This is a genomic window from Pseudomonas sp. CBC3, from assembly GCF_037967085.1.
Classification (GTDB): Bacteria; Pseudomonadota; Gammaproteobacteria; order Pseudomonadales; family Pseudomonadaceae; genus Stutzerimonas.
Map to the genome: position 1 here is coordinate 250,649 of NZ_JBANEO010000001.1, position 16,817 is coordinate 267,465.

The 16,817-nt window shown below is 64.1% G+C and carries 15 protein-coding genes; 6 read left to right on the forward strand and 9 right to left on the reverse strand.

The window, feature by feature from the left end:
* Nucleotides 1-20: 20 nt before the first annotated feature.
* Genes mutL through V6943_RS01190 form a run of 4 tightly spaced genes read right to left on the reverse strand, consistent with a single transcriptional unit; the run spans nucleotide 21 to nucleotide 5,282 of the window.
* The gene (gene mutL / locus V6943_RS01175) at nucleotides 21-1,898 is read right to left on the reverse strand and encodes a DNA mismatch repair endonuclease MutL (protein ID WP_340552365.1); all 1,878 of its coding nucleotides are present in this window, start codon (nucleotides 1,896-1,898) and stop codon (nucleotides 21-23) included.
* Complete coding sequence (locus V6943_RS01180) at nucleotides 1,895-3,307, reverse strand: N-acetylmuramoyl-L-alanine amidase (protein ID WP_181099909.1); 1,413 nt, start codon at nucleotides 3,305-3,307, stop codon at nucleotides 1,895-1,897. Before V6943_RS01180 ends, mutL begins: the two co-directional genes overlap by 4 nt.
* Nucleotides 3,308-3,324: 17 nt before the next feature.
* The gene (gene tsaE, locus V6943_RS01185) at nucleotides 3,325-3,795 is read right to left on the reverse strand and encodes a tRNA (adenosine(37)-N6)-threonylcarbamoyltransferase complex ATPase subunit type 1 TsaE (RefSeq protein WP_181099906.1); all 471 of its coding nucleotides are present in this window, start codon (nucleotides 3,793-3,795) and stop codon (nucleotides 3,325-3,327) included.
* Nucleotides 3,783-5,282: an NAD(P)H-hydrate dehydratase gene (locus V6943_RS01190; protein WP_340552366.1), complete on the reverse strand. Its 1,500-nt coding sequence runs from the start codon at nucleotides 5,280-5,282 to the stop codon at nucleotides 3,783-3,785. The genes tsaE and V6943_RS01190 overlap by 13 nt, the downstream gene beginning before the upstream one ends.
* 188 nt (nucleotides 5,283-5,470) lie before the next feature.
* On the opposite strand from V6943_RS01190, the gene queG reads away from it, so the two are divergent.
* The gene (queG, locus tag V6943_RS01195; protein ID WP_131649777.1) at nucleotides 5,471-6,538 is read left to right on the forward strand and encodes a tRNA epoxyqueuosine(34) reductase QueG; all 1,068 of its coding nucleotides are present in this window, start codon (nucleotides 5,471-5,473) and stop codon (nucleotides 6,536-6,538) included.
* Here queG and V6943_RS01200 read toward each other — a convergent pair.
* The 3 genes from V6943_RS01200 to mpl all read right to left on the reverse strand — a co-directional run bounded on the left by V6943_RS01200 (nucleotide 6,533) and on the right by mpl (nucleotide 8,970).
* Nucleotides 6,533-6,829, reverse strand: coding sequence for a YceK/YidQ family lipoprotein (locus V6943_RS01200; RefSeq protein ID WP_181099900.1), 297 nt, complete (start codon nucleotides 6,827-6,829; stop codon nucleotides 6,533-6,535). The genes queG and V6943_RS01200 overlap by 6 nt on opposite strands.
* A 52-nt stretch (nucleotides 6,830-6,881) precedes the next feature.
* Nucleotides 6,882-7,511 (reverse strand): flavin prenyltransferase UbiX, encoded by a 630-nt coding sequence (gene ubiX / locus V6943_RS01205; RefSeq protein WP_181099898.1) that lies wholly within the window; start codon nucleotides 7,509-7,511, stop codon nucleotides 6,882-6,884.
* A gap of 109 nt (nucleotides 7,512-7,620) precedes the next feature.
* Nucleotides 7,621-8,970: a UDP-N-acetylmuramate:L-alanyl-gamma-D-glutamyl-meso-diaminopimelate ligase gene (mpl, locus tag V6943_RS01210; protein ID WP_340552367.1), complete on the reverse strand. Its 1,350-nt coding sequence runs from the start codon at nucleotides 8,968-8,970 to the stop codon at nucleotides 7,621-7,623.
* Nucleotides 8,971-9,185: 215 nt separating this feature from the next.
* On the opposite strand from mpl, the gene exaC reads away from it, so the two are divergent.
* The 4 genes from exaC to eutC all read left to right on the forward strand — a co-directional run bounded on the left by exaC (nucleotide 9,186) and on the right by eutC (nucleotide 14,699).
* Nucleotides 9,186-10,706: an acetaldehyde dehydrogenase ExaC gene (gene exaC / locus V6943_RS01215; RefSeq protein WP_340552368.1), complete on the forward strand. Its 1,521-nt coding sequence runs from the start codon at nucleotides 9,186-9,188 to the stop codon at nucleotides 10,704-10,706.
* Nucleotides 10,707-10,897: 191 nt separating this feature from the next.
* A complete protein-coding gene (gene eat, locus V6943_RS01220) occupies nucleotides 10,898-12,346 on the forward strand; it encodes an ethanolamine permease (RefSeq protein ID WP_131649772.1) in 1,449 nt (482 codons plus the stop codon).
* Between the two features lie 10 nt (nucleotides 12,347-12,356).
* Nucleotides 12,357-13,748 carry an ethanolamine ammonia-lyase subunit EutB gene (locus V6943_RS01225; protein WP_340552369.1) on the forward strand — a complete coding sequence of 464 codons (1,392 nt, stop codon included), beginning with the start codon at nucleotides 12,357-12,359 and terminating at the stop codon, nucleotides 13,746-13,748.
* Between the two features lie 156 nt (nucleotides 13,749-13,904).
* Nucleotides 13,905-14,699 carry an ethanolamine ammonia-lyase subunit EutC gene (gene eutC / locus V6943_RS01230; RefSeq protein ID WP_340552370.1) on the forward strand — a complete coding sequence of 265 codons (795 nt, stop codon included), beginning with the start codon at nucleotides 13,905-13,907 and terminating at the stop codon, nucleotides 14,697-14,699.
* A 108-nt stretch (nucleotides 14,700-14,807) separates the two neighbouring features.
* Here the strand turns inward: eutC and V6943_RS01235 are convergent, their stop codons facing one another.
* Together V6943_RS01235 and V6943_RS01240 are read right to left on the reverse strand one after the other, a co-directional pair.
* Nucleotides 14,808-15,236, reverse strand: coding sequence for a RidA family protein (locus V6943_RS01235; protein ID WP_340552371.1), 429 nt, complete (start codon nucleotides 15,234-15,236; stop codon nucleotides 14,808-14,810).
* Nucleotides 15,233-15,757 carry a carboxymuconolactone decarboxylase family protein gene (locus V6943_RS01240; RefSeq protein WP_340552372.1) on the reverse strand — a complete coding sequence of 175 codons (525 nt, stop codon included), beginning with the start codon at nucleotides 15,755-15,757 and terminating at the stop codon, nucleotides 15,233-15,235. Before V6943_RS01240 ends, V6943_RS01235 begins: the two co-directional genes overlap by 4 nt.
* A 133-nt stretch (nucleotides 15,758-15,890) precedes the next feature.
* Between V6943_RS01240 and sigJ the strand changes: the two genes are divergently transcribed.
* Nucleotides 15,891-16,799, forward strand: coding sequence for an RNA polymerase sigma factor SigJ (gene sigJ / locus V6943_RS01245; protein ID WP_340552373.1), 909 nt, complete (start codon nucleotides 15,891-15,893; stop codon nucleotides 16,797-16,799).
* The last annotated feature ends 18 nt before the right edge of the window (nucleotides 16,800-16,817 follow it).

Consider the following 16,817-nt stretch of genomic DNA (forward strand, 5'->3'; position numbering starts at 1 on the left):
CAGCTACAAGCTCATATCCGCTAGCGCCCACGCAAAAACAGCTTATCCAACTCTCCCATGCCCAGCTGCGTCCAGGTCGGCCGGCCATGATTGCATTGACCGCTGCGCTCGGTCTGCTCCATGTCACGCAGCAGACCATTCATTTCCGGCAGGGTCAGGCGTCGATTCGCACGCACCGCACCATGACAGGCCATAGTGCCGAGGAGTTCGTTGAGATGGGCCTGGATGCGATCGCTGGTGCCATATTCGAGCAGGTCGGCGAGTACGTCCTGCACCAGCCGCGTGGCTTCGGCCTGCTTGAGCAGGGACGGAATCTGACGAATCGCCAGACTCTCGGGGCCAAGCCGCTGCAGTTCGAAACCGAGCATCTGGAACCAGTGTGCATGCTCTTCGGCGCAGTCCGCCTCACGCTGGCTGACGGCAATCGATTCAGGTACCAGCAACGGCTGGCCTCGCAGCCCTTCGCTGGCCATCGCCGTCTTCAGCCGCTCGTACATGATCCGCTCATGGGCAGCATGCATATCCACAAGCACCAGCCCCAGAGCATTTTCCGCAAGGATGTAGATACCCTTGAGCTGGGCCAACGCATAGCCGAGCGGCGGGACGTCATCCTGGCTCTCCGGTAAGGCCGCCGGGCTCACCCCGGCCAGCGGCGAAAAGAACTCACGATAGGCGCCCTGTGCTTCTGCGACATTGCCGGTCGGCATTGGCCGAGGCGCCTGATAGCCGGCTCCCGCTCCGCGCCAGAGGGATTGTTGAGGTTGTGGCTGTTCGAGGACGCTGGCAGCGAGGCTCATCTCGTTCTGCCCGGCAAACTCACCCGCAGCGAGGCCAGTGATCTGAGTCATCGGCGTCAAGCTGGCCGGCGCGGCCAGTTGATCCTCTGGACGTACATCTCCGAGCGCGCGGTGCAGCGTGCCGTACAGAAAGTCGTGCACCATGCGGTTATCGCGGAAGCGCACCTCGTGCTTGGTCGGATGGACGTTGACGTCCACCACGGCCGGATCGACATCGAGAAACAGCACGAAGGTCGGATGGCGTCCATTGAATAGCACATCCCGGTATGCCTGACGCACCGCGTGCGCCACCAGCTTGTCGCGGACCATACGGCCGTTCACGTAGAAATACTGCAGATCCGCCTGACTGCGGGAAAACGTCGGCAGACCGACCCACCCCCAGAGGTGCAGTCCGTTGCGCTCGATTTCCACCGGTAGCGCCTGTTCGAGAAAAGCAGGACCGCACACCGAGGCCACACGCCGCGCCCGCGACGCAGCATCGCTGGCCTGATGCAGGGCGAGTACGACCTTGCCGTTGTGCCGCAGATGAAACGCCACATCGAAGCGCGCCAGCGCCAGCCGCTTGATCACTTCCTGCAAGTGGTCGAATTCGGTTTTCTCGGTGCGCAGAAACTTGCGTCGTGCCGGTGTGTTGAAGAACAAATCACGCACTTCGACCGAGGTACCGACCGGATGCGCCGCCGGCTGGACGCGAGCCTCCATGTCCCGACCTTCGGTTTCGACCTGCCAAGCCTCAGCGGCATCGGCGGTGCGCGAGGTGAGCGTCAGACGCGACACCGAACTGATCGACGCCAACGCCTCGCCACGGAAGCCCAGACTCATCACGCGCTCTAGATCTTCAAGATCGCGGATCTTGCTGGTCGCGTGCCGAGCCAGGGCCAGAGGTAGGTCATCGGCAGGAATGCCGCAGCCGTCGTCGCGCACGCGTAGCAGCTTCACCCCACCCTGCTCGACATCCACCTCGATACGCGTGGCGCCCGAATCGAGACTGTTCTCCAGCAGCTCCTTGATGACCGAAGCGGGCCGTTCGACCACTTCACCCGCGGCGATCTGGTTCGCCAGCCGCGGGCTAAGCAGCTGGATGCGCGCAGCCTCGGTCATGGCTGCGATGCCAGAGTCGTAGCGGGGATGTTCAGGGTCTGACCAACCTTGATCACGTCGCCTTTCAGGCTGTTGGCACTGCGCAGCGCAGGCAGGCTGATCTGATAACGCTGAGCAAGCAAGGCCAAGCTTTCACCGGAGCGCACCACATGCTCGCGGGGAACACTGGCAATCTTGCCGGAGTCACGCAGCCAGGCGACATAGGTGCCAGGCGGCGGGTTTTCGTGGAAAAACTGCCGCACACCGCTGTGAATCGAGCGGGCCAGCGACTGCTGGTGGGAAGCGGTTTGCAACTTGCGCGCTTCGGACGGGTTAGAGATAAAGCCGGTCTCCACCAGGATCGACGGGATATCCGGAGACTTCAGCACCATGAATCCGGCTTGCTCGACCCGACTCTTGTGCAGGCGCGTCATCCGGCCCATGTTGCTCAGCACCTTCTGCCCCACGTTCAGACTGGACGCCAGCGATGCAGTCATGGACAGGTCCAGCAGTACACCGGCAAGCATCTGGTCCTCGCCAAGGTTGACGCTGCCGGCACCGCCGATCAGGTCGGAGCGGTTCTCGCTATCGGCCAGCCACCGTGCAGTTTCCGAGGTAGCGCCGCGGTCGGACAGAGCAAACACCGAGGCCCCATAAGCGGACGAGCGCGGCGCCGCGTCGGCGTGTATCGAAACGAACAGATCCGCGCCCTTCTTGCGGGCGATTTCGGTGCGTTTGCGCAATGGAATGAAGTAATCACCGGTTCGGACCAGCTCGGCGCGGAAGCCCTTTTCGGCATTGATCTGGCGCTGCAGCTCTTTTGAAATCTGGAGTACTACGTTCTTTTCGTACGCCTTGCCCGGACCGATCGCGCCTGGGTCCTCGCCACCATGGCCAGCATCGATGGCGATAATGATGTCACGCTTGCTACTGGGCAGCGGTGGCAGTTTCAGCGCAGGCAGGGTCGGTGATACGGGCGCGGCAGGCGTGCTCGGCGTGGTCGTTGCTGGAATATCCGCCGTGGTGGACGGATCGGCACCCTCATCGTACAGATCGACCACGAGCCGATGACCGTATTGCTGATTCGGCGTCAGGGTGAAACTCTTCGGCGTGACCTGGGCGGAGAGATCGATGACCACGCGCAACGTATCGGCATCGAACTTGGCCGCACGCAGCCCGGAAATCGGCGTATTTTTCAGCGCCAGCTGCTCGAACGGCTTGGGTAGATTGCCACCATTGACGTCGATAACGATGCGATCCGGCGCCGTCAGGGTAAACACGTTGTGCTGTACCGGACCGGACAGATCGAACACCAGACGTGTATTGTCCGGCGCGCGCCACAGACGCACGCTCTGCACATCGGATGCAGCCAGGGCCTGTACGGCCGCGAGCATCAATACCAAACCACTCACCAGCGCGCGCATGCGCATACCCAACCCCATGTTGTTCATTGTTCACCGATGGTCAGGATGGAACACCAGCTTTCACCACGCTCGCCTCGTGGCGTCAGGCGCAGCGACCGGCCGGCGCCCTGGGGCGTAATGGTAATGTCCAGGTCGGCCTTTGGCAAAATGCCGGCGCCACGTTCTGGCCACTCTATCAGGCACAGCGCGTCCCCTTCGAAATAGTCGCGAATGCCGAGAAATTCCAGCTCTTCCGGATCGACGAGCCGATACAGATCGAAGTGAAAGACCCGCGCAGCCGGTGTTTCGTAGGGCTCGATCAGAGTAAATGTCGGGCTCTTGACCTTGCCTTGATGACCGAAACCGCGAATCAGCCCGCGCGATAGTGTCGTCTTGCCCGCGCCGAGGTCACCGTGCAGATAGATCACGCCCCGACCGCCGGTCATCTGAGCGATGCGTGCGCCGAGCGCCAGCATCGCCTCTTCGTCTGCAGCAAACAGCGTCACGTCCGGCATGGCGAGCACTCCTCGAGTAACTGGCGGATGGCGGGAATCAGATCGGCGGCAGCCAGCCCGCGTCCTTGCTTGCCGAGACGCTCGCCAGCTACGGCATGCAGCCACACGGCGAGGCAGGCCGCATCGAACGGCGCGAGTCCCTGCGCCAACAGAGCTCCAGCGACACCCGCCAGAACATCGCCGAGCCCCGCGCTGGCCATGGCCGGATGGCCGCGATCACACAGTGCCAGTCGACCATCTGAGTGCGCGATCAGCGTTCCCGCCCCCTTGAGCAACACGGTGCAACCGTAGCGGCTTGCCAGCATTCGGGCCGCCGCGGGACGATCAGCCTGAACTTCGCCAACCGTGATACTCAGCAACCGCGCAGCCTCGCCCGGGTGCGGCGTCAGCAGGCAATCGCTCGGCAGCTCGACCGCGCCTGCCGCCAGCAAATTCAGCGCATCGGCATCCCATACCTGAGGTACGCGACACTGCGGCGCCAGCGACAGCAAACTGCGCCCCCACGGCGCCTGCCCCAAGCCTGGACCGATCACCAACACATCGGCGCGCTGGGTTAGCGTCGTCAACGCATAGGTGGACTCCACGCCACTGCACATGATTTCCGGACGCCGCACTAGCGATGCCGTCACGTGCTCTGGCCGCGTCGCCAAGGTCACCATGCCGGCACCGCAACGCAGCGCCGCTTCGGCACTGAGCAACGCCGCGCCGCCAGTGCCCAGATCGCCACCGATCACCAGCACCTGACCAAAGCTGCCCTTGTGCGCCGTCGGCTTACGAGGGGCCAAGGTCGGAAGGTTCGCCGCGCACAGATGTTCAAGGCTGGGCTGGATCTGATCGAGGATGATCTGATCGGCCTGCAAGTCATCGAATACCAGCTCGCCGACCCGATCCGGCCCATCACCCGTGAACAACCCGACCTTCAGGCCGATAAACGACACCGTGAGGTTCGCGGATACCGCTTGTCCGAGCACGCGCCCGGTATCGGCACAAAGGCCGGACGGCAGGTCCACAGCAAGCACCGGCCGAGGGCTATCGTTCATTGCGCGAATGGCACTGGCGTACGGCTCGCGGACCTCTCCGGAGACCCCGGTGCCCAGCAGCGCATCGACCAGCACACCGTGCAGACTTGCATCCGCCGTCCATTGCAGCACATTGACGCCAGCCTCACGGGCCACGGCGAAAGCCTGAGCGGCATCACCCTGAAGCTGCTGCGGATCACCTACCGCGAGCACCTGAACCTGACGGCCGCCACGCTGCGCCAAGGCAGCGATCAGGTAACCGTCACCTGCATTGTTGCCACGTCCAGCCATCACGGTGATCCGCTGCTCGTCAGGCCAACGCCGACGCAACGAACGCCAAGCAGCATGCGCCGCGCGCTGCATCAGCTCGAAACCGGGTGTTCCCGCAGCGATCAGACGTGCGTCGATCTCCCGCACCTGGGCGGCCGTGTATAAAGAGGTGGGCAAGGTATCGGTGGTCTGAGACATGAATCACCCGAACGAATATCTGGCAGAATTATACGCATGCGCCACCCGGCCCGCCCGTGGATGCATCGAGTTTCACCGCAGCTGCTCAAGCGCAACGGGCGGTCGGCCGATGTACTCACTGTCCTTTATATACCGCGCCGAACCAAACGACCCCGCCATACGCGAGCAAGTCTCGAAGACCTTATCCAATGTCCAGCCAAACCCTCGACCCCGCCGCCCTCGCTCAGTCCATCAAGGAGTGGGGGCGCGAACTGGGCTTTCAGCAGGTCGGCATCACAGGTGTCGACCTGGCCGAGCATGAAGCGCATCTGCAGCGCTGGCTGGATGAAGGCTACCAGGGCGAAATGGACTACATGGCCGCCCATGGCAACAAGCGCTCACGGCCCGACGAACTGGTCCCCGGCACGCTGCGGGTGATCTCGTTGCGCATGGACTATCTGCCCGGCGACACTCGCATGAGCCAGCGGCTGGCCGAGCCGGAGAAAGCCTATGTGTCGCGCTACGCGCTGGGCCGCGACTACCACAAGCTGATCCGCAAGCGAATCCAACAACTGGCCGAGCGTATCCAGCAGGTGGTCGGCCCGTTCGGCTTCCGTGCCTTCGTTGACAGCGCGCCGGTGCTGGAAAAAGCCGTGGCGCAGCAAGCCGGGCTCGGCTGGATCGGTAAGAACACCCTGCTGCTCAATCGCAAGGCCGGTAGCTGGTTCTTCCTCGGCGAGCTGTTCGTCGATATCGACCTGCCCGTTGACGAACCCGTTACCAGTCAGCATTGCGGCAGTTGCCAGGCCTGCCTGGACATCTGCCCCACCGAGGCCTTCGTCGGCGAACGGATACTGGATGCGCGGCGCTGCATTTCCTACCTGACCATCGAGCTGAAAGGCCCGATCCCGGTGGAATTGCGCAGCAAGGTTGGCAACCGCGTGTTCGGCTGTGACGATTGCCAGATCGTCTGCCCTTGGAACCGCTTCGCCAAGCCGACCGAACAGACCGACTTCCACCCACGCCACCGCCTGGACAATGCCGAGTTGGCAGAGCTGTTTCGCTGGACCGAGGACGAGTTTCTCAGCCGCACCGAAGGCTCGCCGTTACGCCGCGCGGGCTACGAGCGCTGGTTGCGCAATCTGGCGGTGGGCCTGGGCAACGCGCCGTCGAGCATTCCGGTGCTGGAAGCCCTGCAGGCGCGCCGTGACGATCCCTCGGAGCTGGTGCGTGAGCATGTGGAATGGGCATTGGCCCAGCACGGCAACCCTCTATAGCCCGCCACTCACGCCCAACCCGATACCGAGCTCCGCCGCCACGGCGAATGGCAATAACAGCGTATCGAGCAGCAGACTGGCCGGCAGGTCCAGAGCAGCATGCTTCGGCGCGGTGGCACCGAAGCGCTCCTGAGGACAGCAGCCGCCGTTGAGGCTGTACCAGTCGAGGCGCGTACCGGAATAGATGATCGGCGCGCCGGGCTTGGCCGCATCGAGGGTGCGGACCGTGGCGCAGCCAGATAGCAGAAGGACGGCAAGCAGTGTCGACCCGAGGGTAGCCTTGTGTTTCACCTGCAGCTCCTGAAATGGGTATCGCTGCGCTCAATGCCATCCTCGGCGCGCTTCACTCGTCGCTGACGAAATGGTGCTCACCCCAACGCGGCAGCATGTCCTGGGGAATCTGCAGCAGATTGAGGATGCGCGCGACGACGAAATCCACCAGATCATCGAGGGTCTGCGGCTGGTGGTAGAAGCCGGGCGAGGCCGGCAGGATCACCGCGCCCAGATTCGACAGCTTGAGCATGTTTTCCAGATGAATGCTCGAATAGGGCGCCTCGCGCGGCACGAGAATGAGCTGGCGGCGCTCCTTGAGAGTCACATCCGCCGCGCGCTCGATCAGGTTGTTGCAGGCGCCGGTGGCAATCGCCGAGAGCGTGCCAGTCGAGCATGGCACCACCACCATAGCCGTCGGCGCGCCGGAACCTGAGGCCGGTGGGGCCATCCAGTCTTCCTTAGCGAACACACGGATCTGCCCCGCCGCCGCGCCGGTGTATTCGGAGAGAAAGGCCTGCATCGCCTGGGGTTTGGCCGGCAGTACGACGTCGGTCTCGGTGGCCATCACCAGCTGCGCGGCCTTGGATATCAAGAAGTGCACCTCGCGGTCCTCCTGGATCAGGCAATCCAACAGGCGTAAGCCATACTGCGCGCCTGAAGCGCCGGTCATCGCCAGGGTGATGCGTTCGGGGCCGCTCATTCGTTTTGTTCTCGCACTATTGCGTTGTTTTTGGTGGGCTGAAGCCCACCCTACGGGGGCTGGGTAGAGTGGGCCGGGCGGCGTTCCGCTTCAGCCCACCAATAAGGCCCTACGCCAGCGCCTCGGCCAATTTGCCATGCAATCCACCAAAACCGCCGTTGCTCATGACCACCACCTGAGTGCCCGGCGTGGCGTCGGCCCTGACCTTGGCGATGATCGTCTCTAGCGAGCCGCATACGGTCGTCTCGACGGGCGAGTCGGCGACCGTCGCGGCCAGGTCCCAGCCGAGATTTGGCGGTGCGTACCAGATCGCCTGGTTCGCCAGCGCCACTGACTCGGCCAAGCCGTCGCGATGCGCGCCAAGCTTCATCGAATTGGAACGCGGCTCGACCACCGCAATGATCGGCGCATCGCCGACGCGCTTGCGTAGGCCGTCGAGCGTCGTGGCGATGGCGGTCGGGTGATGGGCGAAGTCGTCGTAAATGGTCACGCCATTAACGTCTGCGACCTTTTCCATGCGTCGCTTGACGCTGCGGAATTCGCTCAGCGCCTCGGCGCCCTGCTTCGGCAATACGCCAACATGGCGCGCCGCCGCGAGCGTGGCCAGGGCATTGCTGACGTTGTGCAGGCCGGTCAGCTCCCAATCCACTACGCCCTGCACAGCGCCGTCGAAAATTACCTCGAAACGCGAGCCGTCGGCGCTGAGCAGGTTAGCCTGCCATTGCCCGCCGTCGCCGGTTGTCTGCACCGGTGTCCAGCAGCCCATGCCGATCACGCGCTTGAGCGCCTCTTCCGATTGCGGATGAATGATCAGCCCCTCGCTGGGCACGGTGCGTACCAGGTGGTGGAACTGCCTTTCGATCGCCGCGAGATCCGAGAAGATATCGGCGTGGTCGAATTCAAGATTGTTCAGGATCGCCGTACGCGGTCGGTAATGGACGAACTTGCTGCGCTTGTCGAAGAAGGCGCTGTCGTACTCGTCCGCCTCGACCACGAAGAACGGCGTGCCGCCCAGGCGAGCAGAGATGCCGAAGTTCTGCGGCACACCGCCGATCAAGAAGCCCGGGCTCATGCCAGCGTGTTCCAGCACCCAGGCAAGCATGCTGCTGGTGGTGGTCTTGCCGTGTGTGCCCGCGGCGGCCAGCACCCAGCGGCCCTGCAGCACATGATCGGCTAGCCATTGCGGGCCGGAAACGTAGGGCAGCCCCTTGTTCAGCACGTACTCCACCGCCGGGTTGCCGCGCGACAGCGCGTTGCCGATCACCACCAGATCCGGCGCCGGATCGAGCTGGCTCGGCTCATAGCCTTGGGTCAGTTCAATGCCCTGAGCCTCAAGCTGGGTACTCATGGGCGGATAGACGTTGGCATCGGAACCGGTGACCCGATGGCCCAGTTCCTTGGCGAGAACGGCCAGCGAGCCCATGAAGGTGCCGCAGATGCCGAGAATATGGATATGCATGAATGACCTCTGGATTGGCCACGCCGGGCTCCGGAATCACGGAGCGTCGGGCGAAAAAACTGCGCCGCAGATTAGCACAGGCGGCCCGACACAGCCCGCCGCACGCATCCGGGCACAAGCACGCCCACACGTCGCCTCGCTCGCGGACCGTCAGGCCTTGATCTACGCTGAATCACAGCAGTCCACACGGCAATTACAAGATTCGGAGACGCATCATGCGCTACGCCCATCCCGGCACCGAAGGGGCCCTCGTTTCCTTCCAATCCCGCTACGGCAACTTTATCAACGGCCAATTCGTCGAACCGGTTGGCGGGCAGTATTTCACCAACACTTCGCCAGTCAACGGCCAGCCCATCGCTGAGTTCCCGCGCTCCGACGCGGCCGATATCGAGAAGGCGCTGGACGCCGCTCATGCCGCTGCCGATGCGTGGGGCAAGACCAGCGTACAGGCGCGGTCGCTGGTCCTGTTGAAGATCGCCGATCGCATCGAACAAAACCTGGAGAAACTCGCCATCACCGAAACCTGGGACAACGGCAAGGCGGTGCGCGAGACGCTGAACGCCGACATCCCGCTGGCTGCCGACCACTTCCGCTACTTCGCCGGCTGCATCCGCGCCCAGGAAGGCACCAGCGCCGAGATCGACGAGCACACCGCCGCCTATCACTTCCACGAGCCGCTGGGCGTGGTCGGGCAGATCATTCCGTGGAACTTTCCGATCCTGATGGCCTGCTGGAAACTTGCACCAGCCCTGGCAGCCGGCAACTGCGTGATCCTGAAACCCGCCGAGCAGACGCCGCTGGGCATCACCGTGCTGGCGGAAATCATCGGCGACCTGCTGCCGCCGGGCGTGCTCAACATCGTCCAGGGCTTCGGCAAGGAGGCCGGCGAGGCGCTGGCCAGCAGCAAACGCATCGCCAAGATCGCCTTCACCGGCTCCACCCCGGTGGGTTCGCACATCATGAAGATGGCGGCAGAAAACATCATTCCCAGCACTGTGGAGCTGGGCGGCAAGAGCCCCAACATCTACTTCGAAGACATCATGCAAGCCGAACCGACCTTCATCGAGAAGGCGGCCGAGGGGCTGGTGCTGGGTTTCTTCAACCAAGGCGAAGTCTGTACCTGCCCGTCGCGGGCACTGGTGCAGGAATCCATCTACGCGCCCTTCATGGAAGCGGTGATGAAGAAGGTCACGCAGATCAAACGCGGCGACCCGCTGGACACCGACACCATGGTCGGCGCCCAGGCCAGCCAGCAGCAGTTCGACAAGATCGTCGGCTACTTGGACATAGCCCGGCAGGAAGGCGCCGAAGTGCTCACCGGTGGCGGTGTTGAGAAACTCGAAGGCTCGCTCGCGACCGGCTATTACATCCAGCCGACCCTACTCAAGGGCCATAACAAGATGCGCGTGTTCCAGGAGGAAATCTTCGGCCCGGTGATCGGCGTGACCACCTTCAAGGATGAAGCCGAAGCGCTGGCCATCGCCAACGACACCGAGTTCGGCCTCGGCGCTGGCGTCTGGACCCGCGACATCAACCGTGCCTATCGCATGGGTCGGGGGATCAAGGCCGGACGGGTGTGGACCAACTGTTACCACCTGTATCCGGCACATGCCGCGTTCGGTGGCTACAAGAAGTCCGGCGTTGGACGCGAGACCCATAAGATGATCCTCGACCACTACCAGCAGACCAAAAATCTGCTGGTCAGCTACGACATCAATCCGCTGGGCTTCTTCTGATGGCTGGCGCGGGTGGCTGACGCCGCCCGCGTTCGAACAAGACACCTGCAAGGCTCCGCCGTGGTGCTGCGGAGCCCGCAAAAGGTGCGTTCCTGCCGGACTTCGCTGACAAAACACCGCGAATGCAAGGTTCGCGGCGCAGGGCATGACGCTTGCTAGGGAGACGCTAATCCAACAACGAGGGATTCCCCATGGCTTTCGAACACAGCAGTGCGACCCCACCGCAACATGCCGTAGATTTCGAAGCAGTCGGCAGTAGCTATTTCCAGGAACGCGAACTGAAGAAAGGCGCCGCCGGCTGGGTGCTATTGGTCGGCCTCGGCGTCGCCTACGTGATTTCCGGCGACTACGCCGGATGGAACTTCGGCCTGGCACAGGGCGGTTGGGGCGGGCTGTTCATCGCCACGCTGCTGATGGCAACCATGTACCTGTGCATGTGCTTTTCGCTGGCCGAGTTGTCGTCGATGGTGCCCACCGCCGGCGGCGGTTATGGCTTCGCCCGCACGGCGTTCGGCCCGCTGGGCGGCTTTCTCACCGGCACGGCGATCCTCATCGAATACGCCATCGCGCCGGCGGCCATAGCAGTGTTCATCGGCGCTTACTGCGAGTCGTTGTTCGGCATCGGCGGCTGGATGATCTACCTGGCCTTCTACATCGCATTCATCGGCATCCATATCTTCGGCGTAGGCGAGGCGCTCAAGCTGATGTTCATCATCACCGCCGTCGCCGCACTGGCGTTGGGCGTGTTCATCGTGGCCATGGTGCCGCACTTCTCTGTAGCCAACCTGCTGGATATCACCCCCACCACCGCAGCCGGCGCCAGCGCCTTCCTGCCGTTCGGCTACGTCGGCATCTGGGCGGCGATTCCCTATGCGATCTGGTTCTTCCTCGCGGTCGAGGGCGTGCCGCTGGCCGCCGAGGAAACCAAGAATCCGCAGCGCGACATGCCGCGCGGGCTGATCGGCGCCATGCTGGTGCTGCTGGCCTTCGCCGGGCTGATCCTGCTGGTTGGGCCGGGCGGCGCCGGTTCCAGCACACTGATCGAATCCGGCAACCCGCTGGTGGAGGCGCTGACCACCGCCTACGGCTCCTCAACCTGGATGAGCGGCTTCGTCAACCTGGTGGGCCTGGCCGGGCTGATCGCCAGCTTCTTCTCGATCATCTTCGCCTACTCGCGGCAAATCTTCGCGCTGTCGCGGGCCGGCTACCTGCCGCGCAAGCTGTCGCTGACCAACCGCAACAAGGTGCCGGTGCTGGCGCTGATCGTGCCGGGGGTGATCGGCTTCGTCCTGTCTCTGACTGGCCAGGGCGACCTGCTGATTCTGGTGGCGGTGTTCGGCGCGACCATTTCCTACGTGCTGATGATGGCCTCGCACATCACCCTGCGCCTGCGCCGTCCGGACATGCACCGTCCTTACAAAACGCCCGGCGGCATCTTTACCTCGGGCGTCGCCCTGGTGCTGGCGTGCATCGCGGTGGTCGCGGGCTTCTTGGTGGACCCGCGGGTGGTGATCGGCGCGGCGATCATCTACGGCATCTTCATCGCCTATTTCGCGCTGTACAGCCGACATCACCTGGTCGCCGGCACGCCGGAAGAGGAGTTCGCGGCGATCGAGAACGCCGAGGCAACGCTGAAGTAAGGAGGCAGTCATGACGTACTCGCACAGCGTGGGCGGCACCACCTGGCGTTTCGACGACCTGCGCGAGCTGATGGCCAAGGCCAGCCCAGCGCGCTCCGGCGACCTGCTCGCCGGGGTCGCCGCAGGCAGCGATGCCGAGCGCGTGGCGGCGCAAATGTGCCTGGCCGAGGTGCCGCTCAAGCGCTTTCTCGAAGAAGCGCTGATTCCCTACGAAAGCGACGAAGTCACCCGGCTGATCATCGACAGCCACGACGCGACGGCCTTCGCCCCGGTCAGCCATCTCAGCGTGGGGGATTTTCGCAACTGGCTGCTCGGCGATGAAGCCGATGGCGCCGCGATGGCCGCCCTGGCGCCGGGGCTGACGCCGGAGATGGTGGCCGCCGTGTCGAAACTCATGCGCGTGCAGGACCTGATTTTGGTCGCGCAGAAGCCACGCGTGGTGACGCGCTTTCGCAACACCATTGGCCTGCCGGGGCGGATGTCCACCCGCCTGCAACCCAACCACCCCACCGACGACGGCGCCGGCATCGCCGCGAGCATTCTCGACGGCCTGCTCTACGGCAACGGCGACGCAGTGATCGGCATCAACCCGGCCACCGACAGCACCGCCGGTATTTGCGAGCTGCTGAAGATGCTCGACGCCATCATCCAGCGCTACGAGATCCCGACCCAAGCCTGCATTCTCACCCACGTCACCACTTCCATCGCGGCGATCGAGCGCGGTGCGCCGCTGGATCTGGTGTTCCAGTCCATCGCCGGTACCGAAGCGGCCAACGCCAGCTTCGGCATCAGTCTGGCCACGCTGCAGGAAGGTTACGAGGCGGGCCTGTCGCAGAAGCGCGGCACCCTCGGTGACAACCTGATGTACTTCGAGACCGGCCAGGGCAGCGCGTTGTCGGCGGGCGCCCACCATGGCGTCGACCAGCAAACCTGCGAAGCGCGCGCCTATGCGGTGGCGCGGCGCTTCAAGCCACTGCTGGTGAACACCGTGGTCGGCTTCATCGGTCCGGAATACCTCTACAACGGCAAGCAGATCATCCGCGCCGGCCTGGAGGACCATTTCTGCGGCAAGCTGCTCGGTGTGCCCATGGGCTGTGACATTTGCTACACCAACCACGCCGAAGCCGACCAGGACGACATGGACATGCTGCTGACCCTGCTGGGCACCGCCGGCATCAATTTCATCATGGGCATTCCGGGTTCGGACGACGTGATGCTCAACTACCAGACCACCTCCTTCCACGATGCACTCTACGTGCGGCAAGTGCTTGGCCTCAGGGCCGCGCCCGAGTTCGAGGACTGGCTGGCGAAGATGCAGATTCTTCAGCAGGACGGTAACCGGCTGCAGCTGGGCAATGAGCTACCGGAGCCGTTCCGTCGTGCATTGAAGCAGTTGTCGTGATGATTGCATTCCATGCAGGGAATAGCCGGGGCGCTCCGAGCTGCCTGGAGGTTTGCTGGTGCGCTGAAGCGCACCCTACGGTTGGTGAGCCACGCTTCATAGTCATAGGCGGGAAAACCACCGTCTGCCCCCCACGCCCGGCCACCCGAGGTAGCCATGCCTGACCGCTCGCCCACTATCGACAACCCCTGGCAACACCTGCGTCAGCTCACCCCGGCGCGCATCGCTCTCGGCCGGGCTGGCACCAGCCTGCCTACTAATGCACAGCTCGATTTCCAGTTCGCCCATGCGCAGGCCCGCGATGCCGTGCATTTGCCGTTGGACAGCGAGGCGCTGATCCGCGAGCTGCAGCAACATGAGCTGGACTGCCTGCGCCTGCACAGCGCCGCCGCGGATCGTCAGGTCTATCTGCAACGGCCAGATCTGGGCCGGCGCCTGGACGAAACCAGCGCCGCTCTGTTGGATGAGCGCGATCAACCAGCCTGCGACCTCGCCCTGGTAATCGCCGACGGCCTCTCAGCATTGGCCGTGCAGCGCCATGCGCTGCCCATGACGCTGAAGATCGTCGAGCACTGCCACGCCGAAGGCTGGTCGCTAGGCCCGATCACCGTCGTCGAACAGGGCCGCGTGGCCATTGCCGACGAGATCGGCGAACGCCTCAAGGCCCGGATGGTGGTGATCCTGCTGGGCGAACGCCCCGGCCTCAGCTCTCCGGACAGCCTGGGCCTGTATTTCACCTGGGCGCCGCAAGTCGGCCGCCACGATGCCCAGCGCAACTGCATCTCCAACATCCGCCCTGAAGGCCTCGCCTACAACCTGGCCGCGCATCGCCTGCTGTATCTCATGCGCGAAGCCTGTCGTCGCCAGCTTTCAGGTGTGAGCCTCAAGGACGAAGCCGAGGTGCCGACGCTGGACGGCGCGCCCCGCGCCGGCAACTTCCTGCTGGGCTGAAACTCCAGCGCGTATTCGTTTAAAGCCCACTTACCGGCTCCGACGAGCCGCCCGTTTCGTCCGCAAACACACCACAGACCGGAGGCGAGCCGCACGATGCAGCGGCAGTCACGCCTCGGGCAGCAACACCACCGCCTCTATCTCGAAGAGCATGCCATCCAGCGCCAGGCGTGGCACCGGGATCAGCGTGCAAGCCGGCTTCGGTCCCGATCCCAGCGCGCCGGCCAACTCCTCGCCGAACACCTGCAGACGTGCCTCACTGTGGTCGACGATAAGCACAGTGAGTTTGGCGATCTGCTGCGCAGTGCCGCCCACCGCCTCGATGGCGAGGCGGAGATTGGCCAGGGCCTGGCGGACCTGTTCGCGAAAATCCTCGGACAAGCGCCCGCCAACATTCTCGCCACCCTGCCCGGCGATGAATGCGAGCCGGGCTCCAGGCGGCAACAACGCCACATGGGAATAGCCATTGGGCGCCGGGTCGTACAGACCCGGCGGATTGAGCAGTGACAGGCCGTTGCGACCCGAATGTTCAGTCATGACTTACTCCTCTCGGTAACGCCCCGCAGATCGGCAAAGCGCTCCAGCGCGCGCTTCATCGCCCCATCGAGATCCCCGGGCCGGTACTGCCCCGGTTCGCGCCCGAAGGCAACGCTCAGGCGGTTCCAGCTGTTGATCACGACGAGGGCGAAGGTCAGCCGGGTGATCACTCGCGGCGAGAAATGCTCGGTCAACTCACCGTAGCAGCGGTCGAGCGTTTCGCCATCCGGCAGCTCGGTGACGGCCTCAGCCCATGCCAGCGCGGCACGTTCGGCCGGGCTGTAGACATTGGCCTCACGCCAGGCCGGCAGCAACAGAATGCGTGGCAACGGCGTATCCAGCGCCAGCAGATCTTTGCTATGCATGTCGATGCAATAGGCGCAGCCGTTGAGTTGCGAGGCGCGCAGCTCCATCAGCGACAGCAGTTGCGGATCCAGATCGGATTCGTGCAGGTAGCCGCTGATAGCCGTCAGTGCTTGCAGTGGCAGCGGGTCGGCGTGCTTGAGGTAGTCGAGTCGCATGGGAATACTCCGGTTGGTCATGAGTGACATTGCCAGGACGTACCCAACGGGCTCGTTGTGACAGCTCGTCTCGGCTGTCACAACGGCGCGCGCCGGACCGTCCATACTGGATCAACCGTCACGAGGAGCCGCCGTGCAGAATCGCGCCCATTACTACGAAGGATTGCGTCCGCGCCTGTTCGGCCTGGCTTACCGCCTGCTGGGCAGCCGCGCCGATGCCGAAGATTTGCTGCAGGACGCATGGTTCAAATGGAGCGCGGCCGACCCTGCCGCGATCCGCGATGCCGAGGCCTGGCTGGTCACCGTGGTGACCCGGCTGGGCATCGATCAGTTGCGTCAACGCCGCGCCCGCCGCGAGGAGTACCTCGGCCCCTGGCTGCCGGAGCCGCTGCTGGGCAGCATCGACCACGAAGGCGAACGCTTGATCGAACTCGGCGCGGACATTTCCATGGCCTTCTTGGTGGCGCTGGAGCGACTGGGCGCCGAGGAACGCGCAGCCCTGCTGCTGCGCGACGTGCTGGAACATTCCTACGAACAGATCGCCGAAACGCTGGGCAAAACCCCTGTGGCCTGCCGCCAGATCATCAGCCGCGCCCGTCGGCGGGTGCGCGACGAACGGCCACGCTTTGCCGTCGACGCCGCCGTACACCGTCGCTTGGTCGAGCGCTTTGCCACGACGCTGCTGGACCCCGACGGCACGGCCTTCGCCGAGCTGCTCGCCGAGGACGTGAGCTGGATCGCCGACGGCGGCGGCCAAGCTACTGCCGCCTCGAAGGTGTTGCACGGCGTGCGCGCCTCGGTGCGGCTGGCTGTCGGCATCGCCCGCCGCGCGGATGGCCAATGGCACACCCGGGTCACCTGGATCAACGGCGAACCCGGCGTGCTGGTGCTGCATGGCGAGCGCATTCATGCCGCGATGACCCTGGTCAGCGACGGCCAGCACATCCGGCACATCTACTCGGTGGTCAACCCGCACAAGCTCGCCATGGCAGGCCGGGAGCACCACGCTGACGCCCTTGCCGCGTACACCCGCGGCGCTTAAGGTGAGCGCCCCGCCCCG